We start from the raw sequence: 21579 nt of genomic DNA, 5'->3' as shown, positions 1-21579 counted from the left end.
GTGACCATGGGGCGCGGTGACGGGGGGCGCCGTGACTACGAGGCGCGGTGCCCGAGGGGCGCGATCACCGTGAGGCTTTACACGGTGACGACACGACAGTTTCGTATCCTGCCCCGCAGATTCCGGCCGCCTGGAGGCACCCCCTTGACAACCATTGAGCCCGCCACGGCGGGTGCGAACCTCCTGGTCGTGGACGACGAACCGACCGTACGTGAACTGCTGTGCGCGGCGCTCAGGCACGCCGGTTTCACCGTCGCCGCTGCCGGGACCGGCCAGGAGGCCCTCGACCGGGCCCGGGAGGTCTCGCCCGACCTGGTCCTGCTGGATGTCATGCTCCCCGATCTGGACGGCTTCGAGGTGATACGCCGACTGCGTGAGCGGCACCACTCCGGGCCGGCGCCCCACGGCGGACACATCCCCGTCGTCTTCCTCACCGCCCGCGACGCAACCCAGGACAAGATCGAGGGCCTGGTGCTGGGCGGCGACGACTACGTCACCAAGCCGTTCGACCTCCAGGAGCTGATCGCCCGCATCCGGGCCGTGCTCCGCCGCACCAGCGGCGACCCCACCGCGCTGCTGCGCGTCGCCGATCTGGAACTCGACCCCGACGGCGTCCAGACGACCCGCGCGGGCGAACCGATACGCCTGTCGCCCACCGAGTTCCGGCTGCTGCACTACCTGATGACCAACGCCGGCCGTACGGTGTCCAAGCAACAGATCCTCGGGCGGGTTTGGGACTACGACTTCGGCGGCGACACCGGCATCGTCGACACCTACATAAGCTATCTGCGCCGCAAGATCGACAACGGCGGCCCCAAGCTCATCCACACCGTGCACGGTGTCGGCTACGTCCTGCGCGGACCGAGGACATGACCGGGCCCCGCATCCGTACCGTCTGGGCGCGGGCGTCACTGCGCAGCCGGGTGCCGGCGCTCGCCCTGGCACTGCTGGCGGCCGCCTTCACAGCCTTCAGCCTGGTCGCCGGGAACGCCCTGCGCGGCTATATGGAGGACCGCGTGGACGCCCAACTGCGCGCCTCCGCCCAGGTGTTCTCCTTGTTGCCGCGCACGGTGGCGCAGATCGGAGCCGGACGGAAAGCGCCGGCGAACCTCGCCGACTTCAGCACGGACGTCCTGGGCAACCCCGTCCTCACCTACGTCGCCGAGGATGGCACCGTGGAGAGCAGCATCGACTCCCTCGCGGGCGCCGACCGGACCGGTGACGCACGCGGCCCGGCTCTTCCCCGGCTGGACTCGGCCGCGGTCGCCGCCCGCGACGCCCGCCCGTTCACCGTCGGCAGCACGGAGGGCGACACCCGCTGGCGGGCGATCGCCGTGCCAAGGAGCAACCGTACCGCCCTGCCCGGAATACCGATCAAACCGGGCACGCGGACGGCAACGGGAACCACGGTGACGGATCCGGCCGCCTCCGGAAGCGTGATCGTGGCATCCTCGATGGCCCAGGTGGACGGCGTGGTGGACCGGATGTGGCGGATCTACCGGAGCACCGGCCTCGCCCTGCTCGGCTGCCTGGCCGTCGCCTGCTGGTTCGCGGTCCGCTCCGGGCTGCGTCCGCTCTCCCGCATCGAGCAGACCGCAGCCGAGATCGCGGGCGGCGACCTCTCCCGCCGGGTCCCCGAACTGGCCGGCCCCAACACGGAGGTGGGCCGCCTCACCGCGGCGCTGAACGGCATGCTCGGCCAGCTCGAGGCGGCGTTCGCGGCCCGCGCCGACTCCGAGGCGAGGATGAGCCGCTTCGTCGCCGACGCCAGCCACGAGCTGCGCACGCCGCTCGCCGGTATCAAGGGACTGACCGACCTGCACCACATGGGTGCCGTCGCCGGGCCTGAGGACATCGACGCCACGATGTCCCGCATCGCCCGCGAGTCCGAACGCCTGACCAGGCTCGTCGAGGACATGCTCCAGCTGGCACGCCTCGACGAACACGCGCTGAAGAACACCGGGAAACCGACCGGGAAACCCACCGGTTCGCACCCGCCGGGCCTCCCGGCCGGCCTCGACCTCGCCCCCACCGATCTGCGCACGCTCGCCGCCGACGCCCTCCACGACATACGCGCCCTGGACCCGGTCCGCCCCGTCACCCTCACCGGCCCCGCCGGGGACGGCCCGCCCGCCTCCGCCCCGGCCCTCGCCGACGAGTCCCGCCTGCGCCAGGTCGTCACCAACCTGGTCGGCAACGCCGTCACCCACACACCGCCCGGTACCCCCATCCGCATCGGAGTCGGCGCGGTCGGCGACCACGCGGTCCTGGAGGTGGCGGACCAGGGCCCGGGCCTCACACCGGAGCAGAGCAGCCGTATCTTCGAACGCTTCTATCGCGCCGACACCTCACGCACCCGCGCCACCGGCGGCGCCGGTCTCGGCCTGGCCATCGTCCGTTCACTCGTCACCGCACACGCGGGAGAGGTCGCCGTGGACTCGGCCCCCGGCCGGGGCGCCACCTTCCGCATCCTCCTGCCTCGCCTCACCGACCAAGGCGCCGCGCACGGCAGGGACCCGGTGGCCACGGATTCACCCTGACCAGGCCAGCGTCGTACGCGACGCCATGATCACGGCCTGGACGCGGTCCCGCATCCCGATCTCGGCAAGGATCCGACCCACGCGCTTCTGCATCGTGGGCTCGGTGAGGACCGGCCGTTCGGCGATCTCCGTGGTCGTCCAGCCCTGGGCCGATGGCGACGAAACACATCGACCGAACCACACCCGGAGGGGCGTGCCCCTTCAGGGGTGCGGGGAACGGCGCGCTCAGCCGAATCCGGCCCGCAGCCGCGCCCGCACGGTGCTCCCCGAGCTGTCAGGCGCCCCCACGCACAGCAAGAACCTCCGCCAGCGGCGTCGCAGCACGCCCCGTAAGTCGAGCCACCGCGCCGGTCACACCGTCGAGCTGCCCCGCCGCGATCGCCGTGTAAGTGGACACCCACGCGTCGAGCTGCCACCGCGGGGCCCCGTACGAGGCACGGGACGCGTACGCCTCCTCGACCGTCTCTGACCGGTAGGTCACGGTCCGCCCCTGCTGCTCGGAGAGGATCGCAGCGGCCGCGTCCAACGTCAGGGACTCGGGCCCCGTCAGGTCGTACACGGCACCGGCGTGGTCGTCCGGGCCGGCCAGTACCGCCGCCGCGGCGTCGGCGATGTCGTCCTGGGCAACGAACGCGGTGCGCCCCTGCCCGGCCGGCCCACGGATGACCCCGTCCGCGCCGACGAGATCGGGGACCAGCTCCGCGTAGAAGTTGTCACGCAGGAAGGTGTGGGCGAGCCCACGGCCGCGGATGTGCTCCTCGGTGTGGAAGTGGTCCCTGGCCAGCGTGAACACGGCATCGGGGGCGGCGCCGAAGAACGACACGTACACCAGATGCTCGACCCCGGCCTCCACGGCGGCGTCCACGAACGCCCTGTGCTGGGAGATCCGGTCGGCGCTCTCGGAGGCGGACACCATGAACACCGTCCGCGCGCCGCTCAGGCCGCGCAGGACGGCGTCGCGGTCCCCGTAACCACCGGGGACCACCGTGGCACCGGGCAGCGCGGGCGCCCGCTCGGGGCTGCGCACCAGCAGCCGCTGTGCCACGCCCCGCTCGGCCAGGCGACGGGCGACCCGCCCGCCGAGGCGCCCCGTGGCTCCGGTGACCACCACGGGTGCTTCGGACGATCCGGTCATGGCGAGCATCACTTCCTTGCCGTCGCGTGGGTCAGTCGTCGTGGGTCGTGTGCAGTTTCTCGAAGAAGAACTCGTGCTTGAGGAACGACACGTCGTACTCGTGCCCGGGAAAGGGCGGCAGCAACTGCGCGGCCTGGAACAGGCGCCAGCCGTCGAGCAGGGCGTCCAGGCCCGTGGCGTGAGGCGGCTCGTCGCCGTCCCCGGTCGTCGGGGTGGTACGGCCGGTGCCGTCGTACCGGGACCAGCCGACCACCTTGGCGCCCAAGGCGCAGTTGTCCAGATAGAGGACGACGACCTCCTGACGCGTGTTCCTGCGCGTGCTCATGCGACCTCTCCCTCAGGCGCGGCGGGGGCGGCGGACACAGCGGCAATGACGACGCCATGCTGAACGACCACCCGCAGGCCCGCCGACGCCGAGACCCGGCTCCGCAAACAGGTCGTACGGCTCAAGGAACTCCGCGCGAAGGACAAAGCCGAGCTCGAACAACTCCGGGCCGATGTCGAAGGGCTGGTGCGGGTGGTCAACCAACTGACATTGGAAAACCGGCAGCTGCGCGGACTGCTGTCGGCTCCCGACCCGGCCGTCCGTGTCCTTCCCGTCCAGTACATCCCGCCCCAGCCCAGCTGACCTTGATGCCTGGCGGGGTGGTGCGGTTGAGAAGGCGACGGGTCAGGCCGCCTGTGTGCGAGCAGGAACCAGTGACGTCAGTGAGCCCCTCCCGCATCCGTCTACCGTTCCGAGCGGCTCGGCAGGATCGCCACCGCCAGGGCCGGCGCTGCGGCGAGGATCAGCCAGGGCACGGCAGGTGGCAGGTCGAGGTCGAGCAGGGAGCCGGTGACTGAGCTGCCGATGAGGACGATCAGGCCGGAGACGGAGGACAGCGCGCCGGTGTAGAGACCGATGCGGCCGTCCTCGGCGAGGTCTGGCACCCAGGCGCGGGCGGCGGGGACGACCAGCATCTGGCCGAGGGTGAGCAGGACGACGTACCCGGCGGCGGGCAGCAACCCCGCCACGCCCGTCCAGCCGGCGGGCAGGGCAGCGGCCACGACGGCGAAACCGGCCGCGATGAGCAGCAGCCCGGCGATCATTGAGCGGCGCAGGCCGAGCCGGTCGCCTGCCCAGTGCGTGAGGGGCAGTTGGGCGCAGACGACCAGCAGGGAGGACAGGGCGAACAGCCAGGACAGGGCCGCCTGGGAGCCGGTCGCGCGCCGTACCTCGTCCGGCAGGGCGAGGTAGAGCTGGTTGTAGGCGAGGAGGTAGGTGCCGTAGGCGCAGCACAGGGCGAGGAAGCGGCGGTTGCGCAGCAGTGCGCGCGTGCCGCCCCGCTGTCGGGTGCGCACTCGGCCGGGGATGTGCTGCGGCATCAGCCATATGTGCCCGGCCAGGACGAGGACGAAGACGGCAGCTCCGGCGAGGCAGGTGGTGCGGAAGTCCACGGCGAGCAGCAGGGCGCCGAGCAGCGGGCCGATGAAGGCACCGGCCTGTCCGGCCGCGCTCAGCAGAGCCAGCACCCGAGTGCGTGAACCGTGGCCCTGCTCCTCCCTGATCACCGCCTGCCGGGCCACTTCGGACTCCACCGCCGGTGAGAACAGCGCGGCGGCGAAGCCGATGAGGAGCACCGCGCCGATCACCGTCCAGGTCTGCTCCGCGTACCCCAGCCAGGCGAACCCGGCGACCCGCAGCAGGCAGCCGGCCAGCACGATCGGGCGTACGCCGTAGCGGTCGACGAGTGCGCCGCCGACTACGAAGAGGCCCTGCTGGCTGAAGGTGCGCAGACCCAGGACGAAGCCGACCATCCACCCCGCCATGCCGAGCGCGGTGCCGAGGTGCTCGGCGAGGAACGGCAGGACGGCGAAGAAGCCGATACCGGAGGTGAGTTGGGTAAGGATCAGCAGCCGCAGCAGCGGTGACAGATGCTTCCAGGTCCGCTCGCGTGAAGGCTTGGTCGTCCGGACGGTTCGGCGGCTCAGGGCGCGGGAGATGAGATCGGGCATGGTGGTGTCCGTCGGTTCCTGGGTTGTATGAGTACGGGCGTACGCGGTCGCTCCGGCACCGTCTGCGCCGTCCCGCTGGGATGGTCGGTGGGCGCTCCGGGGTGGGCCGACGCCCACCGCCTCAGCCATGGGATGCGTACTCCACCGGCCGCCGTGACCGCGAGCGCCCCGAGCAGGGCCCAGGACGGCGGCCGGGGCGAGGACGGCCCAGGGGGCGCATTCGGCATACGGCTGGTTCTCGGCATCGTTGGGGGACATCAAGAGATGAGTCCCGCAACGACCGTCAGCCGAATGGCGATACCGAGGCCACAGAGCCGAGGCGGCGGAGTGGGCGGTTACCTGGTCTTGAATCGGTCCGGTCGCACGAAGTCCAGGCCTTCGAAGGTCTGCTTGCCGAGCGCCTCGTGTGCGGCGATGTGGCCATAGCCGGTGGCCATTTTGAAGCCCTTTCCGGAGAATCCGGTGGCGCAGTAGACCCTGCTGTTTTCGTCCAGCCAGCCGAGGAGGGGATGCCTGTCCTCGGTGAAGAGGTCGGGGAAGGCGTCGGAGCGCGCGATCGTGGGGATCAGGCCGGGGAAGAATTCGGTGACGATCTCGGTGACCTTTTCGATTTCTTCCCGGGTGAGTTCCCTTGGCACGGAGTCCGGGTCGGGGGTTGCCCTTGCGCGCCCGGCCAGCGGTCCGTCCACCGATGCCTTGACCGTCACGCCGTCGACGGCGGGTGCGCCGTACATGGAGCGATCCTCGTACCACCGGCTGAAAGCGGGGAAGTTCTCCGGCGAAAACTGCGTGCCGTCCTGGGCGATGAACCAGGTCAGGACGAGCCGGTGGGTTTCCGTGACGGCCTTGAGGTGGTCGGGCATGAGCCTTCGCGACCAGCCGCCCGAGGCGACGATGACCTTCTCGAACGTCCAGGTTCTCTCGCCCGAGGTGACGACCACGCCGTCTTCGGTTTCGGTGATGCTGTCCACGGGCGTGTTCTGAAGGACGGTCGCGCCGTTCGCCTGGGCCGCCGCGACGGCGGCGCTGACGGCGCGGTCGGTGCGCAGAACACCGGCGCGGGGGTCATAGACGGCGCAGTCGTCGGGGCGCAGGTTGTGCTGGGGGTAGCGTTCGGCCATCTCCTCCCGGCTCAGGACGCAGTGCTCGGCTCCGGTGACCCGCGTGGCCTCGAGGAGGCTGTTGATGTAGCTGCCGTTCGCCGTCCCGATGGACAGACCCCCGGTGGTGGTGAGGATGTCCTGCCCGGTTTCCGCTTCGAGTTCGGCCCACAGGCCGCGGGAGCGTTCGATGATGGGGTAGTACTCGGGCCTGCCGAGGTAGATCATGCGGAACAGGCGGGTGTCTCCGCCTACGGCACTGCGGCCGTGGGCGGGGGCGGCTGCCTCGAAACCAACTACCGAGTCGGTCAGCCGGGAGGCCTGCCACAGGGCCATGCTTCCGATGCTGCCCAAGCCGATGACTGCGAGTTTTGCGTCCATGACAGCAGTTTCCTTTTTTCGTTTACTCGTGCAGTCCGGCGAGGCGGCTGCCGAATCTGGCCAGGAGTGAGGTCTTGCTGGAGCCCCTGCGTTCTTCCCACTGGTCGGCGATACCGAAGAGCCGGTACATGGCGTGAACACCCAGCCAGCGAACGGGTTCCGGTTCCCACTTCCGTGCCCGGTAGCCGACCCAGGGAAGGGTGGTCCGTTCGGTTTCCTTCTCGAAGGCGAGCTCCGCGAGGGTCCTGCCGCCGACATAGGCTGCCGTGACACCGTGGCCTGCATAGCCGGTGGACGATCCGATGCCCGATGCCGGGTCCCAGTGCACGCCGCCGTTCCAGTCCCGCGTGACGCCCAGGACTCCCGACCAGGCGTGTTCCACCTCGAAGGGGATGCCCGGGAAGAAGGTACCGAGCTTGTGCGAGATCAGGTCGATGGTGGATTGGGCGGTCGCACCGGCTCCTCCCGTACCGGAGCCGAAGCGGTAGGGGACACCGCGGCCCCCCATGGCGATACGGCCGTCCGACGTCCGTTGGGCGTAGATGAACGTGTGCGCGGAGTCGTTGAGGCACTGCGGCCCGTCCCAGCCGATCTGCTGCCACGCCTCCTCAGGCAGGGGTTTGGTCACGATCATCGAGGAATTGACGGGGATCAGGGTCCGGCTGCCCAGCAGCCGTCCCGAATAGCCTTCGGTGCAGATGAACGTCTTGGCCGCGGTGACGCGTCCGTTGGTCAGGGTGAGGGTCTTGTCCGCGACGCTGTCCACCCTGCTGCTCTCGTAGATGCTGACCCCCATGGAGGTCAGGGTGTCGGCGAGGCCGTAGACGAGTTTCGCGGGGTGGATCCGTGCGCAGTGCTTGTAGAAGAGCCCGCCGTGGACAGTGGCGATGTTGATCCGGCTTTGGAACTCGTCCCGGTCGAGCAGGTGGATCTCGTCTTCGGTCAGCCCGTACTTCAGGTCGGCATCACGCCTGGTGACAAGCCGGCCCAGCGCAGCCTGAGTGTGGGCGGCGACGAGTGCGCCGCCCTTGTGCTGATCGGCATCGATGCCTTCGGCCTGGAGGATGTCCAGGACGGAGTCGACGCCGGCGACGAACTCCTGCTGCAGTGCCCGGCTCGCCTCCAGCCCTCCCCCGGCGCGGGCGAAGGTGGCACGGTTGCCCGGGGGCATGGCCGAGAGCCAGCCACCGTTGCGTCCCGATGCGCCGTAGCCCACCTGTTCGGCCTCGAAGACGGCGACCGAGAGGGACGGTTCGAGCTTCTTGGCGAAGTACGCCGCCCAGAGGCCGGTGTAGCCGCCGCCGACGATGGCCACGTCGACGGAGTCCTGGCCGGTGAAGCGGGGGAACGAGGGCTTGTTGTCGGCTAGTTGGGCCACCCAGAAGCCGAGCTCTCCGTTTCGGGGTGGTGCCGCGAGGGCGTTCATGGTGTGTCCTTTGTCTCTGGGAACCGCGTGGGCCGCTGCTGGAAGGCGGTGTGGCCGGTGTCGACGGGGTACGTTGCCCCGGGGATGTACGAGGATTCCGGCGACGCGAGGAAGAGGACAGCGTCGGCGATCTCCTCCGGAGTGGCGAGGCGCCGGAGCGGGATCTGCCCCTCGCTTCGGCCAGCAGGATCTGCACCGGGGTGTCGATCGTGCTGGCCGAGGGCGTCGAGTGCCTGTCGAAGCCGGGCCACAGCCGCACTGCTCATGAGTGGCTCGCCACTACACAGCGGTGCAGACGACCTGGATCTCGACAGGGGTGTTGAGCGGCAGCCCGGCGACACCGATCGCGGTGCGGGCGTGGCGTCCGTTCTCACCCAGTACCTCGATGAGCAGTTCGCTGGCCGCGTTGGCGACCTGCGACTGCTGACCGAAGTCCGGCGTGCTGGCCACGAAGACCAGCATCTGCACGATCCGGACCCGGTCCAGATCGCCCACCGCCTGCACAGCAGCAGCCAGACAGTTGAGCGCGGCATGGCGTGCGAGCTCCTGCGCGGTCTCCAGCTCCACGTCCCGGCCGACAACGCCCTGACCCAGCAGCTCGCCATCCCTGAAGGGGAGTTGGCCGGAGAGGTGGATGGTGGAGCCCACCGTCCGGTGGGGCACGAGGTACGTGGTGCCGGCGAGGACGGGTAGCTTCAGTCCCAGGGCCTGGAGCCTTTCTGAAGCCGAGTCACCCTTGACGGTTTGAGGCAGGGGCTGACTCATGCCGCCACCGTCTTGCTGTGGATCATTTCCTCAGTTCTCCGCTCGGGTTCAGGCGTCAGGGGCGCGGCAGGCCGAAGAGGACCGGGAGGTCGGCGATGTCGGTGATCCGCTCGTAGCCGAGCCAGTGCTCGTCGTGCTCCCAGCCGCGGTCCATGTACACCTTGTTCTTGATGCCCATGATCGCCGCGGGGCGATGGTCGTACATGGGGCTCGCGGAGACGTGGACGATCTCGTCGGGTGTCACGCCGAGCTTGTCAAACATGTACTCGAAGGCGCGGAGTCGCGGCTTGTAGACGCCCATCTCCTCGGCGCTGATGACGACCTCGAAGGGCGCCTTCAGGTTCTCCGCGAGGCGCACGGCATGCGCGGTGTCGCTGTTCGTGATGATCACCAACGGGACCTCCTCGGCCAGGCGGTTCAGCGCCTCGGTGACACCGGGGTACGGACCCCAGGTGGGGATGCGCTCGTACACTGCCCGCGCCTCGTCCTCGCGGAACTCCAGACCGACCTTGTGTAGGGCGCGCTCCATGGAACGGGCGACGACCTGGTGGAACGGCTGGTACGCGCCCGTGCACTCGTCGATCCGGTACGCCTTGCAGATCCGCAGGAACTCGTCGGCGACCTCGGCCGGCAGCCGGTCCCCCAGGACCTCACGCATCGTGTCGTTGATGCTGAACTTGATCAGCGTTCCGTTCATGTCGAACGTCACGAACTTGGGCTTCGCATCGAATCCCACTGTTCCTCCTAGTGCGTTACTGGAGCAGTTCTGCGTCCTGGTCGATTGTCGACCATTTGATTGGTCGATTGTCGACCAGCTGGGTCTCGGCTGTCAACCACGTCGGAGGAGCGCCTCAAACAGTGTGGATGCGGCAAAACCAGCAGAGGTATAGTCGTCGACAAACGACCAGGTGGTCGGCGTGAGCAGGGGAGGGCAACGGGGTGGACCACAAGTTCGAGTGGCAGGAGCAGCGGACGACGACGCCGGACGGCGTCTACCGCACACTGCGTGCCGCCATCCTCGATGGAAGCGTCCCTCCTGGTGGCCAGCTGCGCGAGGCGCACATCGCCACGGATCTGGGGATCAGCCGGTCCCCGCTGCGCGAGGCTCTGACCAAGCTGGAGGAAGAAGGGCTCGTCGTAAAGATCCCTTACCGTGGCGCGTTCGTCGTAGAGGTGAGCGCTCGTGAGGTCGCCGAGATCGACTCGGTCCGGCTACGTGTCGAGCCGTACGCCGCCGAGCTCTCGGCCGAAGCACTGCGCGGTCCTGCGCGGCCCCAGCTGCTGCAGACCGTAGAAGATCTCCGCCGGGCAATGGAGAAGGACGACATCCCGGCCAGCATCGACGCGCACCTTCGCTTCCACCGGCTCTTCTACGACCTCTCGGGGCACGGCGTCCTGCAGAGTCTCTGGAACGGCTGGGAGACCAAGCTGCGCCTCCACCTCAGCGTCGATCACCGCACCTACAACGACGACCCGCACCAATTGGTCGTCGAGCACGAGAGGTTGGCCGCGGTCGCCCTGGAAGGCGACACCGACGCGTTCCGCCAGGAAATGGCTGCCCACTTCCCCATGGGGCTGGGAGCCCGGACGGCAGATCCAGGGGAACACGCGCCCCGGCACGCTTGAGGCCGTGCCGACGTGCGCGAAGCGTCAAAGCCCGCTCGCCACCGTGACGTCGCACGCCCATGCCGAAACGTCGAGGACCAAGCTCGCACTCTCCACACGATCTGTAGTGGATCTTGAGCGAGGGTTGCAGGTTGCCGACCGCCGGCACGGTGCGGCGGGTAGGGGCCACCTTGCACGCAAGGACTGATTCCGCAGCCGCTCAGGGTGGGGGCCGCACTTGAGGCCGTACCCGCCCATCGGCAGGAAGTGAATGACCAACCCCCGCTGTGCGTCGGCTAGGGCCTGTGTCGGAAGTGGCGCCTGCCTGCCGACGCCTGGCACGCTCCCCCAAGCTCTCCGAGCAGGGGGCACCCCCACTCGCCGCACCGGGCGAAAGCCCAGGTACATCCAGTACGAGGGCTTCCGCCCGGCACACCGAGAGCACGCACCAGACGCCGCCCGGCCCGCCCTTCGGGCGAACGACGCCACTTCCGACACAGGCCCTAGTTGCCTCCGCGTCATGGTCGTTGTTCTGCCGGATCCGCCCGAAGGCCGGCGGCGTTCTTCCGGCCATGAACGGGCCCATTGCCGCCACGCGACGCCGCTGCCAGGTTCGTCACCACGGGCCTGCAGGGCAAACGCCGGTGCTCTTGCGAGGTTCCTGGCGCGGCCGGAGCCGCGGCGGCCCTCGCGCTGAGCAAGCCGCCTTGCCGGTTACGGCCGGTGGTCAGCGGGTGTGGCGGCGGACATCGTCCAGGAGCTGGTCGATGTCTTCGGGGGTGTGAGAGAAGGAGGTGACGAGGCGGACGATGCCCGGCGCCCAGCGGTCGTGGTAGAAGGTGTAACCCTCCGCGAGAAGCCCTTCGGTTGCCTGCTGGGGCAGGCGGCAGAAGAGGATGTTGGCCTGCGGGCTGCTGAGGAGTTCGGTGCTGGGATGGCCTTGAGACCGTCGCCGAGCCGGGCGGCCATCGTGTTGGCCCGGCGGGCGTTACGCAGCCACAGACCGTCGGTGAGGTAGGCGTCGAGTTGGGCTGTGTGGAAGCGCATCTTGGAGGAGAGCTGGCCGGCACGCTTGGCACGGAAGGCGAGTTCGGTGGCCAGTGCCGGATCGAAGGAGACGATGGCGTCCGCGGTCATCGCGCCGTTCTTGGTGGCCCCGAAGGACAGCACGTCGATGCCGGCCTTCCAGGTCATCTCGGCCGGGGTGACGCCGAGGTGGTCCAGGGCGTTGGCGAAGCGGGCGCCGTCCATGTGGACGCGCAGTCCCGCGTCGTTGGCGATGGTGGCCAGACGGCGGATCTCGTCGAGGGTGTAGACGCTGCCGCGCTCCGTGGCCTGGCTGATGCTCACCACCGACGGCTGCACACTGTGAACGTCACCGGCCTTGCGGCGCACCGCCTCGCGGAGCGCGTCGGGGTCGATCTTGCTGTCGTCGCCGGGAACCGTGACGAGTTTGGCGCCGCCTGTGAAGAACTCCGGCGCACCGCACTCGTCGATGTTGATGTGACTGTCCGGGTGGCACAGCACGCTGCCCCAGGGTGGGGTCAGGGCGGCCAGGCCCAGGCAGTTCGCGGCGGTTCCGGTGGAGACCGGGAAGACCTCGACGTCACGTTCGAAGAGCTCGCTCAGCCTGTGGCGGACGCTGCCGGTGAAGGGGTCGTTGCCGTACGACAGGGCATACCCGGCCGCCGCCGCGGCGACAGCCTGCGCTATCTCGGGCGAGGCGCCCGCGATGTTGTCGCTGATGAAAGCCCGATGGGAGGGGATGACGTCGGTGCTGGTGCTCATGGCTATGGTTCCTGGGCTCAGGTGCTGACGGGGGAGGCGAAGACGACGGTGATGTCCACCGCCTCGGCGGCGGTGCGGTAGAAGTGCGGGGCATCGCCGGCGAAGGCGAGTATGTCGCCGGGGCCCAGGTCCTGCGGGGCATCCACGGACCCGGCGGTCACGTGCCCGGCGGCGATGAGCAGGTGCTCGATCGTGCCGGTGGCGTGGGGGACGCCGGTCAGCTCCGTCTCGGGCAGGATGCGCAGCCGCCAGATCTCCAGGCTGTTGCTGCTGCGGCGCAGCAGCTCCTTGGCGACCTCGCCCGGCTCGGCGGGCGTGCCCGGCCGGTAGACCAGCCCGGGCGGGTTGCGTGCCAGCAGGTCCGCGATGGGAATGCGCAGCGCGGCCGCGATCGCGTCCAGGCTGCCATCGTCGGATTGCCCGCCTCCAGCTGCGACAGCGCGGCCTTGCTCAGCCCGGCTGCCTTGCTCAGCCCGGCGAACCGGGCCATCTCCGCGGCGCTCATGCCACGCTGCTGGCGGCGCAGACGGATCTTCGCGCCGACCGCGGCCGCGGTACTGCTCACCGGCTGCCGGCCGGGCCCGGACGGCGCGGCCATCAGTGGCTTTCAGCGTCGGCAGGACCACCTCGGCCGGATCGCCGAGGCTGCGCATGGGTGCCCCCGCACGGGCTGATGATCGGCCCGGTATTCGCGGCGCTGGTGGGCGCCACCCCATAAGACGCGGACCAATGCGCGGTTCCAGCGGCGCCCCGGGCGACCGGAGGCCGCAAGGCACCACAAAGCGAGCGCAGAAACTATATATCGGGGCAACAGGACCGCCGTCACGGACAGTGCGACGGGGGCCGTCTTGGCCGCGAGAAGAAGCACCGCATCGGTGCGGCGGGCAGCATGCATGCGCCCACACTGCCTCGCCAGCGCATTGAAGGCCACAAGCAACTTCTAAACCTAAGATGTAGCAGCGCTACACTTTCACGATGGATGAACGGCAGCTGCGGATCCTGCGCGAGCTGGGAGATCTCGGCAGCGTCAGCGCGGTCGCCGAAGCGCTGCACGTGACGCCCTCGGCGATCTCGCAGCAGTTGCGGCTGCTGCAGCGCGCAATTCCCCTGCCGCTCACCGAACGCGCCGGACGCCGATTGGTACTGACCGACGCCGGGCAGGCTCTGGCCGCCGCGGCCATCAAGGTCGAGACAGCCCTGGCCCAAGCCCGGCACACGGTCACCGACTTCGCCGAGAATCCCGACGGCACCGTCTCGCTGGCCGCATTCCACAGCGCAGCGTCCGCGTTCTTCCCGATCCTGCTGCGCAGCCTTGCCGAGCCCGGGCACCCCCGCCTGGCGCTCGCGGACGAGGACGTCGCCCAGGACCGCGTCCCGGCCCTTACCCGTCACTACGATCTCGTGCTCGCTCACCGCTTGGATCATGGCCCTCAATGGCCACGCACAGTGACCGCCATCACGTTGCTGAGCGAGCCCCTCGATGTCGCCTTGCCTGCTGGCCATGTGCTGGCGTCCAAGCCGCTGCTTACGCCTCGGGACGTGGCAGACCAGCCGTGGATCACGGTGCACGACGGCTTCCCGCTGATGTCCATCATCGCGGCCATCGCGAGCGTGGCGAACCGTCGGCTCGACATCGTCCACCGCGTCAACGAATTCGCGGTGGTCGCCGAGGCCGTCGCCGCCGGCGGCGGCCTCGCGCTGATGCCCCGTTGGACCGCTCGGCCGCACCCCGACGTCGTCCTCAAGCCGCTCGGCGGAGTACACGCCCGACGCGACATCGACGTCCTCTACCGGCCCGAGCGCACCGCCCGGAAGGCCGTCCGCGCAGTCCTTGCCGAGTTGCACCGCGCCGCCGCACGGATCCAGGGCCGGGACCGCTGATTTGCCAACCGCTGCGGGTCCGTGGCACATGTCGAGGAACAGGCGATAGCTGTCACACGGCCTCCGCCGCCCGGTTGGATCGGCGGTACCGCCGTGGGGCGTGCGGCATAGCCGTCGTCATCGTCGTCGAGCTCGACCGCGTCCGGGTCCCGCAGTGGGCGCAGGGCGTCGGCGGCCGGGACGCCGACGGAGAAGCTGGAGCGGCCGAGCAGTTCAGGTTGCGGTGCTTGAGCGGGGACAACCGCGCGATGTCCTCCTCGCAGCTCATGGGCCTCGTCGTTCAGCCGGGCAACGGCGGCGTCGATGTACTTCGTGGTCCAGAGCACCATGGCGCTGAGGACCAGGACGAGCGCGCCGAGCCGGCCCTCCATGCCGTCGCGGCACGCCTGGTGGATGGTGCCGCGTTTGCCGTGGCACACGTCCCGGGCCGGCTTGTACCTCGATTCCTGCACGGGGAACTGCCGGTTCATCTGCCGCCGGTAGGTGTCGTCCACCGGGTCGACCACCCGTAACAGGTGCTCAGTCTTGGCGATCCACCCGTACTCCGCGAACGCCGCATCCACCGCGCCGTACGTGCCCGTCTCGACACCGGGCATCGTGGCCCCGGAACCGCTGGTCGTCCAAGTCGCGGAATCTCGGGCTGAAGTCGTAGCTGAGGATCTTGAACAGGCCGAACACCATGTCGGAGTACTCGTGGTACTCGTAGCTGTCCCGGAGCTACCGCGCGTGCGCATACGCCGTCTTCGGCCGCTTGGTGAGGCCGGCCACGCACATGGCCGTCCATGCCGAAGCGGATGAAACCGGTGAGCCAGGTCCCGGCGTCGACCGCCGCTTCCAGCGGCGGCGGGTCCAGTCGCACGTCGTGTCCCGACGTCGCATTCGAGACTGAGGTCTGTATTGACAGTGCTCAACAGGCGCCCATATGGTCGACAAACGACAATGAGGTGGCGGGTTTAAGCCACCACACAGCGCTTTGTCGCCACTGTTTGCTCGAGAGGAGTGCCGAGTGCAGATCATCAAGATTCTTGCGAAGCGGGTTCTCGGGGCCAACTGCGTGGGCATGTGCCCTGTTCCGTCTGCGGAGGTGGCGCGATGAGTCAGTCCGTGACTTCGGCAGCGAACACCGACTCGGCTTCCGATCGGCTTCAGGCCTTGGGCCTGGCCCTTCCCGAGCTCCGAGACAACCCGTACTACGTACACCACCGGACCGTGGGACCCAGCATCTACATCTCGGGCCAGCTGCCCTACAAGGACGGTTGGCTGCAGGGACAGGGCACTGTCGGCCGGGACGTCGACCTGAAGACGGCGCAGGAGCTCGCACGCCATGCCGCGCTCAACTGCCTCGCCGCCGCTGTGCAGGCGGTGGGCGATCTGGACCGGGTCCGGATCGTGCAGATGCTGGTCTTCGTGGCCAGCACGCCGGACTTCGGTCAGCAGTCGCAGGTCGCCAACGCGGCCAGCGAACTGCTCATCGAGGTACTGGGCGAGAACGGACGCCACGCCCGCACCGCGATCGGTGTCGCCGGGCTGCCGCTCAACACCCCTGTCGAGATCCAGATGGTCTGCACCGCTGTGTAGGCCGGGGCCGACGGGTGTGTACGCAAGCGCGGGCATATCGCGGGCCGCGCGCGTTCGGCATCCAGGGGAGTCAGTACCCGCGCCCCCGAATTCCAGGCAGAAACCACAAGGAGGGCAGCGTGAACCGGCTGCAACGAGCACTCGACGCACTCGTCGAGCGGATCGACACCCCCGCACCGATCGTGCTGGTCGACGTCATGCAGGGCAACATCGAGCGCATTCAGGGCTTCGCCGACCAGCACAACCTCAAGGTCAGACCGCACGTCAAGACGCACAAGTGCGTGGAGATAGGGCGACGCCAGATCGAGGCCGGCGCGGTCGGGATCACCGCGGGCAACGTCGGTGAGGCCGAGGTCTTCGCCGCGGCCGGGTTCGACGACATCTTCCTCGCCTACCCGATCTGGGCCGCTGGCACGAAGCGAGCCCGGATCCGGCGGCTCGCCGAGTCCGCCCGGCTGCGGGTCGGCGTCGACAACGTCGCGGCGATCGAGGCCCTCGCCGACGCGATGGGAGACGAACCCGAGCGGCTGCAGGTCGTGATCGAGATCGACTGTGGCGCCCGTCGTTCGGGGGCGCCGCCCGAGGCCGCGGGCGACCTCGCGCTCGCCGCCCGCAAGCGCGGTCTGCTGCCGGTGGGCGTCTTCACCTATCCCGGTCACGGCTGCGCCGACCGGGACGCTCGCCGGCGCGCCGCGCAGGACCAGGAGGCCGCGCTCACCACCGCGGTACACAGCCTCGCAAGTGTCGGCGTCGCCGCTGAGGTGGTCAGCGCCGGCTCCACTCCCACCCTCGAGTTCTCCACCAGCAGCGTGATCACCGAGATCCGTCCCGGCGAGTACGTCTTCGGCGATCTGAACAACGCCCGGCTGGGCGCCTGCACGGAGGACCAGATCGCGCTGTTCGTCGCCGGGACCGTGGTCAGTGACTGGGTCCCCGGCCAGGTCATCGTCGATGTGGGCAACAAGGCCCTCAGCAAAGAAGGCAGCCCCGAGATCGGCTACGGCGGCATCGCCGGCACGAAGGCGGTCCTGTCCAAGGTCAACGAGTACCACGGGTTCCTCCCGCTGCCGGACGGCGAGTTCCGCCCCAGCGTCGGCACCGTCGTCCCCGTGGTGCCGAACCATGTATGCCCGGTCGTCCTCGGTTTCGAGGAACTGATCGTCACCGACAGCACGGGTACGTCGCTGGAGCGGTGGCCGGTCGACGCCCGCGGTTTCCTCAACTGACCGGCCTCAGGGACAAGCCCCCGTGGCCCGTACCGCAACCGCAACCCGACGACCGACCTCCCCCATAAGAGGAGTGCCTGACATGAGACTCGAGAACGTCACGGCCCTGGTGACAGGCGCCAGCAGTGGCATAGGGCAGGCGGTGAGTTCCCACTTCCGCCGGGAGGGTGGGCGGCTGCTGCTCACCGGCCGCAGGGAGCGGCTCGACAGCGCTCAGCCCGACGACCTGTACGTTCCCGGAGACCTCAACGACGAGGCGTTCGTCGAGCACCTGGCCAAGCAGGCAGCGGAGTCCTTCGGCGCCGTTGACGTCGTCGTCCTCAACCACGGCCTGCAGGCCGACGGTCCGCTCACCGAGATGGCCTGCGACGACGCGAGGAACGTGCTGGAGAGCAACCTGCTCAGCGCGTTCCTGGTGATGAAGCACTTCGCGCCGCTGATGCCCGGGGCCGGTGGCTCGTTCGTCTGCGTCAGTTCACGGCTGGGCATGGTCGGCATGGCAGGGCAGGTCCTGTATTCCGCCGCCAAGGGGGGCCTCATCATGCTCGCCAAGGGCGCGGCGATCGAATGGGCCCCGCGCAACATCCGCGTCAACGTCGTCGCTCCGGGCCTGACCGCCACCCCGGTCATCGAAGCGGCGTTCCAGCGCAGGCCCGACCCCGAGGCCTACCGCCGCCAGCGCGAGAGCACGATCCCGCTCCAACGCCTCGCCACCCCCGAAGAGGTCGCCGACGCGGTGCTCTTCTTCGCATCGTCGGAGTCGTCGTACGTGACCGGATCGGTCCTGACCGTCGACGGCGGGTACACCGCTTCCTGAACACCCCTGCTGGGCTCAACCACCGGCAATGGGCTGAACGACCCGCTCTCCTCTCACCTTCTGCCTTGAGCAACTGCCGATTGCGGCATGAACTGTCGAACACGCGTCGAGCGCGTCCCCCATGCTCCGCACTCGAACGGTGCCACCCACAGTGCGCCCGTGCCGACAACCGCATCCGAGCCACCCGGACCCGCCGGCACAGCCGCGACGCGTCGTCGGCCTCCGCATATCGGGAAGGGCCACGCCCGCGAGTGCGCGCCAGACACCGCTTGGCAACGGCTCATCCACCGTGGCCACGGCCACCAACCTCACCAGCACAACAAGGAAAGACATGTCGCTCCTGAAGGCCATCGACACCGATCCCTCCTTCGCGCCGCGAGAATCCGGCCTGCTCCCGGAACGCCTGATCTCCGGCGATCCCACCTTCCGGACCTGGTCCCAGGACGTCGCCCGTGGGGAGTCGATCCATACGGGCGTCTGGGAAGCGACGCCCGGCGAGATGCGCTCGATCAAGGGCGAGACCTTCGAGTTCTGCCACATCCTCTCCGGCATCGTCGAACTCACACCCGAAGGCGGCAAGCCGGTGATCTACAAGGCCGGCGACAGCTTCGTCATGAAGCCGGGCTACGTCGGCGTCTGGAAGACCATCGAAACCGTGCGCAAGATCTACGTGACCGTGACGTGATGCCGATGCCCGGCCCCGATCGCCTTCCGGGGCCTACGCGAAGCCACCTGCTGAGCAACGTCGCCGGGGACGATGGACCGCTCGGCCCGTCCCTCAGCCGCAGGCCAGGATCTGCTTCATCCCTCACCAGAGCCCTCATGCTCCGGCTCTGCTGAGGACCACCCCCACTCCGCTGGTCACCCCCTGTCCCGGCTCCAGTTTCCCCACTGCCACCCACCCGGTCACCCAGGTGACGTCGCTCCGGCGACAAGGCCGTCGGGGACTTCGATCCACGACGAACACGCGCCCCAAACGGCGATCGGCAACGCAAGCGGGCGATGCTCTGTCCGCGTTCGCCGCCCTGCACCAACCCCCACCCGCGAGGTAAAGCCCCCGCACAGCTGGTTCCACGCGTCCCCAGATGAGGAGTATTGCCATGAGTGATGCCCAGATCGGTCGTAGAGCGCTCCTGCGCGGAGCAGGCGGCCTGGCCGCCCTCGCCGCTCTTCCTTCCCTCTCCGCCTGCGGTACCGGCTCCAGCCGGACGGCCGGTGGGAGTGGTGGCAAGGGCGGCAGTAAGACGGTGGTCGTCCGTGACAGCGGTGGCTCTTACGGCGCGGCTCTGCAGAAGGCGATCTACACGCCGTTCACCCAGGAGACCGGCATCCAGGTCAAGGTGCTGAACCTGGACGACGCCCCGCTGCTGGCCCAGATCAAGCAGGGCCGCCCGCAGTGCGACCTCATCAACAACTCGATGATGTCGCACACCAAGTACGTCAAGCAGGACGCGCTGGAGGCGCTGGACCTCGACCGGGTCAAGAGCGTGAAGAGCGCGAAGATCCCCGAGGCCCAGATCACCGAGTATGCCGTCGGCCATGCCTTTTACGGTCAGTGCATCGGGTACCGCACGGACGCGTTCGGGGGTAAGAAGCCGGAGTCGTGGGCGGACTTCTGGGACACCAAGGCGTTCAAGGGCAGCCGCGCGATGGTCCACCCGGACGGTGACCTGCCGGAGCTGGAGTTCGCGCTGCTGGCCGACGGCGTCCCGATGGACAAGCTGTACCCGCTCGACGTGGACCGCGCCTTCAAGGTGCTGACCCGACTGCGAGGCGACATCAAGAAGTTCTGGGACAGCGGCCCGCTGCCCGGTGTGCTGCTCAGCCGCCAGGAGGTCACGATGTCCACCGTCTGGGACGGCCGACTCGCCGACCTGGAGAAGCAGGGCGTCCCGGTCACCAGGCAGCTGAACGGTATGCGCCGCCAGTTCTCGGGCTATGCCATCGCCAAGGGCGCGGCCAACGTGGACAACGCCTACCAGCTCATGGACTTCTCCCTGCGGGCGGAGAGCCAGGCCAACCTGGTCAAGTTCTTCCCGTCGAACCCGTCCTCGCCCGTGGCCTACGCCAAGCTCACCGAGGAACAGCGCAACGCGTCCGCGGGTGCGCCGAAGTACTACGACAAGGGCTTCGATGCGGACGTCGACTGGTGGCTGAAGAACGAAGCGGCCGTCACCAAGCGCTGGCTGGAGTGGGCTCGTGGCTGAATTCGGTGTTGCCACACCGTCTGTCAAGGTGGCCGGCGTCACGCCGGCCACCGCGACCGGCAAAGCGCTGTCGGTAGTGGCCCTGCGCAAGACCTACGGCGACGTCGTCGCCGTCGACGAGGCGTCCATGGAGATCGCGGCCGGGGAGTTCGTCACCTTCCTCGGCTCCTCGGGGTCGGGCAAGACCACGACGCTGATGATGATCGCCGGGTTCTGCGAACCCGACTCCGGCACCATCACCGTCGGCGGCCGCGACGTCACCCGCCTCGCGCCGCAGAAGCGGGGCCTGGGCTTCGTCTTCCAGCAGTACCTGCTCTTCCCGCACATGACGGTGCGGGAAAACGTCGCCTTCCCGCTCACCCTGCGCGGAGTGGGCAAGGACGAGATCCGCAAGCGGGTCGGGGAGACGCTGGAGATCGCCGGCCTGTCCGGGTTCGGCGGCCGCAAGCCGCGCGAGCTGTCCGGCGGCCAGCAGCAGCGGGTCGCCCTGTGCCGGGCGCTGGTCTACCGCCCGCCGGTCATCCTCATGGACGAACCGCTCGGCGCCCTGGACAAGAAGCTGCGCGACCAGCTCCAGGTCGAGATCAAGACCATCCAGCAGGAACTCGGCCTGACCGTCATCTATGTGACGCACGATCAGGAAGAAGCGCTGGTCATGTCCGACCGCATCGCGGTGATGCGCAACGGCCTGATCGAGCAGTTCGACACCCCGAGGGAGCTGTTCGAACGGCCCAAGACCCCCTTCGTCGCGGACTTCCTCGGCGCGGCCAACTTCCTGCCCGGCCGTATCGACAAGCACGACGGCGAACACACCCTGGTCCGCCTGGATGCCAGTGGCGGCCTGATCAAGGCGCGCCGCCACCAGCTCGCCCCCGGCACCGAGGTCAAGGTCGCCGTCCAGCCGGGCCGGCTGCGGGCCTCAGCCAGCGACGACGGGTTCTGTACCGGCACCGTAGAAACCGCCACCTATGTGGGCACGCTGGTGCGCGCGGGTGTACGGGTCGACGGCGGTGACGGGCCGCTGCTGCGCCTGGAGGTACCCGCCGGACGCGGCCCCGTGGCCGGCGAGCGGGTCGGGATCACCGTTGATGCGGACGACGTGAACCTCTTCCCCGTCGAACAGGGCGGGTGAGTC

20 protein-coding genes and 1 pseudogene are annotated in these 21579 nt (G+C 69.0%); 10 read left to right on the top strand and 11 right to left on the bottom strand.

The window, feature by feature from the left end; genetic code table 11:
• Positions 1-144 precede the first annotated feature (144 nt).
• Both EF387_RS40340 and EF387_RS40335 read left to right on the top strand, forming a co-directional pair.
• Complete coding sequence (locus tag EF387_RS40340) at positions 145-873, top strand: response regulator transcription factor (protein ID WP_274388982.1); 729 nt, start codon at positions 145-147, stop codon at positions 871-873.
• Positions 870-2540 (top strand): sensor histidine kinase, encoded by a 1671-nt coding sequence (locus EF387_RS40335; RefSeq protein ID WP_202918524.1) that lies wholly within the window; start codon positions 870-872, stop codon positions 2538-2540. Before EF387_RS40340 ends, EF387_RS40335 begins: the two co-directional genes overlap by 4 nt.
• A 274-nt stretch (positions 2541-2814) precedes the next feature.
• Here the strand turns inward: EF387_RS40335 and EF387_RS40325 are convergent, their stop codons facing one another.
• The 8 genes from EF387_RS40325 to EF387_RS40290 all read right to left on the bottom strand — a co-directional run bounded on the left by EF387_RS40325 (position 2815) and on the right by EF387_RS40290 (position 10078).
• Positions 2815-3675, bottom strand: a complete 861-nt coding sequence (locus EF387_RS40325) for an SDR family oxidoreductase (RefSeq protein ID WP_128381581.1) — start codon at positions 3673-3675, stop codon at positions 2815-2817.
• A gap of 31 nt (positions 3676-3706) precedes the next feature.
• Positions 3707-4000: a hypothetical protein gene (locus EF387_RS40320; RefSeq protein ID WP_128381580.1), complete on the bottom strand. Its 294-nt coding sequence runs from the start codon at positions 3998-4000 to the stop codon at positions 3707-3709.
• 404 nt (positions 4001-4404) lie between these two features.
• The gene (locus tag EF387_RS40315) at positions 4405-5670 is read right to left on the bottom strand and encodes an MDR family MFS transporter (protein WP_128381579.1); all 1266 of its coding nucleotides are present in this window, start codon (positions 5668-5670) and stop codon (positions 4405-4407) included.
• Positions 5671-6005: 335 nt separating this feature from the next.
• Positions 6006-7151, bottom strand: a complete 1146-nt coding sequence (gene solA / locus EF387_RS40310; RefSeq protein ID WP_128381578.1) for an N-methyl-L-tryptophan oxidase — start codon at positions 7149-7151, stop codon at positions 6006-6008.
• A gap of 22 nt (positions 7152-7173) precedes the next feature.
• The gene (locus tag EF387_RS40305; RefSeq protein ID WP_238431974.1) at positions 7174-8577 is read right to left on the bottom strand and encodes an NAD(P)/FAD-dependent oxidoreductase; all 1404 of its coding nucleotides are present in this window, start codon (positions 8575-8577) and stop codon (positions 7174-7176) included.
• Entirely contained in the window at positions 8574-8843 is a 270-nt protein-coding gene (locus EF387_RS50250) for an SDR family oxidoreductase (protein WP_420802680.1), read from the bottom strand. Before EF387_RS50250 ends, EF387_RS40305 begins: the two co-directional genes overlap by 4 nt.
• Positions 8844-8856: 13 nt before the next feature.
• Positions 8857-9342 (bottom strand): RidA family protein, encoded by a 486-nt coding sequence (locus tag EF387_RS40295; protein WP_128381577.1) that lies wholly within the window; start codon positions 9340-9342, stop codon positions 8857-8859.
• A gap of 55 nt (positions 9343-9397) precedes the next feature.
• Entirely contained in the window at positions 9398-10078 is a 681-nt protein-coding gene (locus tag EF387_RS40290; protein ID WP_128381576.1) for a haloacid dehalogenase type II, read from the bottom strand.
• A gap of 203 nt (positions 10079-10281) precedes the next feature.
• Between EF387_RS40290 and EF387_RS40285 the strand changes: the two genes are divergently transcribed.
• On the top strand, positions 10282-10968 hold the full coding sequence (locus EF387_RS40285) for a GntR family transcriptional regulator (RefSeq protein WP_128381575.1): 687 nt from the start codon (positions 10282-10284) through the stop codon (positions 10966-10968).
• A 693-nt stretch (positions 10969-11661) separates the two neighbouring features.
• On the opposite strand, the gene EF387_RS40275 is transcribed toward EF387_RS40285, so the two are convergent.
• Both EF387_RS40275 and EF387_RS40270 read right to left on the bottom strand, forming a co-directional pair.
• Complete coding sequence (locus tag EF387_RS40275; protein WP_238431973.1) at positions 11662-12735, bottom strand: threonine aldolase family protein; 1074 nt, start codon at positions 12733-12735, stop codon at positions 11662-11664.
• A gap of 17 nt (positions 12736-12752) precedes the next feature.
• Entirely contained in the window at positions 12753-13388 is a 636-nt protein-coding gene (locus tag EF387_RS40270; protein ID WP_238431972.1) for a cupin domain-containing protein, read from the bottom strand.
• A gap of 322 nt (positions 13389-13710) precedes the next feature.
• On the opposite strand from EF387_RS40270, the gene EF387_RS40265 reads away from it, so the two are divergent.
• A complete protein-coding gene (locus EF387_RS40265) occupies positions 13711-14616 on the top strand; it encodes a LysR family transcriptional regulator (protein ID WP_128381574.1) in 906 nt (301 codons plus the stop codon).
• 110 nt (positions 14617-14726) lie between these two features.
• On the opposite strand, the pseudogene EF387_RS40260 reads toward EF387_RS40265, so the two are convergent.
• A pseudogene (locus tag EF387_RS40260) lies at positions 14727-15306 on the bottom strand (Tn3 family transposase); the annotation flags it as partial.
• A gap of 402 nt (positions 15307-15708) precedes the next feature.
• Here EF387_RS40260 and EF387_RS40255 point away from each other — a divergent pair.
• The 6 genes from EF387_RS40255 to EF387_RS40230 all read left to right on the top strand — a co-directional run bounded on the left by EF387_RS40255 (position 15709) and on the right by EF387_RS40230 (position 21576).
• Positions 15709-16194, top strand: coding sequence for a RidA family protein (locus EF387_RS40255; RefSeq protein WP_128381573.1), 486 nt, complete (start codon positions 15709-15711; stop codon positions 16192-16194).
• 119 nt (positions 16195-16313) lie between these two features.
• Entirely contained in the window at positions 16314-17420 is a 1107-nt protein-coding gene (locus tag EF387_RS40250) for an alanine racemase (RefSeq protein WP_128381572.1), read from the top strand.
• An 82-nt stretch (positions 17421-17502) separates the two neighbouring features.
• A complete protein-coding gene (locus tag EF387_RS40245; protein WP_128381571.1) occupies positions 17503-18237 on the top strand; it encodes an SDR family NAD(P)-dependent oxidoreductase in 735 nt (244 codons plus the stop codon).
• Between the two features lie 289 nt (positions 18238-18526).
• Positions 18527-18922 (top strand): cupin domain-containing protein, encoded by a 396-nt coding sequence (locus tag EF387_RS40240; protein ID WP_238431970.1) that lies wholly within the window; start codon positions 18527-18529, stop codon positions 18920-18922.
• Between the two features lie 415 nt (positions 18923-19337).
• Positions 19338-20444, top strand: a complete 1107-nt coding sequence (locus tag EF387_RS40235) for an ABC transporter substrate-binding protein (RefSeq protein ID WP_128381570.1) — start codon at positions 19338-19340, stop codon at positions 20442-20444.
• Entirely contained in the window at positions 20437-21576 is a 1140-nt protein-coding gene (locus EF387_RS40230) for an ABC transporter ATP-binding protein (protein ID WP_128381569.1), read from the top strand. The genes EF387_RS40235 and EF387_RS40230 overlap by 8 nt, the downstream gene beginning before the upstream one ends.
• Positions 21577-21579 lie beyond the last annotated feature (3 nt).

Origin of the sequence: Streptomyces cavernae (assembly GCF_004023625.1) — a bacterium.
GTDB classification, from domain to species: Bacteria; Actinomycetota; Actinomycetes; order Streptomycetales; family Streptomycetaceae; genus Streptomyces; species Streptomyces cavernae.
Note: the sequence above shows the minus strand (reverse complement) of the source record. Positions and strands in the feature narration are given on the sequence as shown.

Excerpts from the sequence above, each read along its gene's own strand:
- EF387_RS40295 (WP_128381577.1), bottom strand. The coding sequence starts at position 9,342 with ATGAGTCAGCCCCTGCCTCAAACCGTCAAGGGTGACTCGGCTTCAGAA.
- EF387_RS40305 (WP_238431974.1), bottom strand. The coding sequence starts at position 8,577 with ATGAACGCCCTCGCGGCACCACCCCGAAACGGAGAGCTCGGCTTCTGG.
- EF387_RS40275 (WP_238431973.1), bottom strand. The coding sequence starts at position 12,735 with ATGAGCACCAGCACCGACGTCATCCCCTCCCATCGGGCTTTCATCAGC.
- EF387_RS40320 (WP_128381580.1), bottom strand. The coding sequence starts at position 4,000 with ATGAGCACGCGCAGGAACACGCGTCAGGAGGTCGTCGTCCTCTATCTG.
- EF387_RS40315 (WP_128381579.1), bottom strand. The coding sequence starts at position 5,670 with ATGCCCGATCTCATCTCCCGCGCCCTGAGCCGCCGAACCGTCCGGACG.
- solA (WP_128381578.1), bottom strand. The coding sequence starts at position 7,151 with ATGGACGCAAAACTCGCAGTCATCGGCTTGGGCAGCATCGGAAGCATG.
- EF387_RS40245 (WP_128381571.1), top strand. The coding sequence starts at position 17,503 with ATGAGACTCGAGAACGTCACGGCCCTGGTGACAGGCGCCAGCAGTGGC.
- EF387_RS40335 (WP_202918524.1), top strand. The coding sequence starts at position 870 with ATGACCGGGCCCCGCATCCGTACCGTCTGGGCGCGGGCGTCACTGCGC.
- EF387_RS40270 (WP_238431972.1), bottom strand. The coding sequence starts at position 13,388 with ATGCGCAGCCTCGGCGATCCGGCCGAGGTGGTCCTGCCGACGCTGAAA.
- EF387_RS40265 (WP_128381574.1), top strand. The coding sequence starts at position 13,711 with ATGGATGAACGGCAGCTGCGGATCCTGCGCGAGCTGGGAGATCTCGGC.
- EF387_RS40235 (WP_128381570.1), top strand. The coding sequence starts at position 19,338 with ATGAGTGATGCCCAGATCGGTCGTAGAGCGCTCCTGCGCGGAGCAGGC.
- EF387_RS40325 (WP_128381581.1), bottom strand. The coding sequence starts at position 3,675 with ATGACCGGATCGTCCGAAGCACCCGTGGTGGTCACCGGAGCCACGGGG.
- EF387_RS40255 (WP_128381573.1), top strand. The coding sequence starts at position 15,709 with ATGAGTCAGTCCGTGACTTCGGCAGCGAACACCGACTCGGCTTCCGAT.
- EF387_RS50250 (WP_420802680.1), bottom strand. The coding sequence starts at position 8,843 with ATGAGCAGTGCGGCTGTGGCCCGGCTTCGACAGGCACTCGACGCCCTC.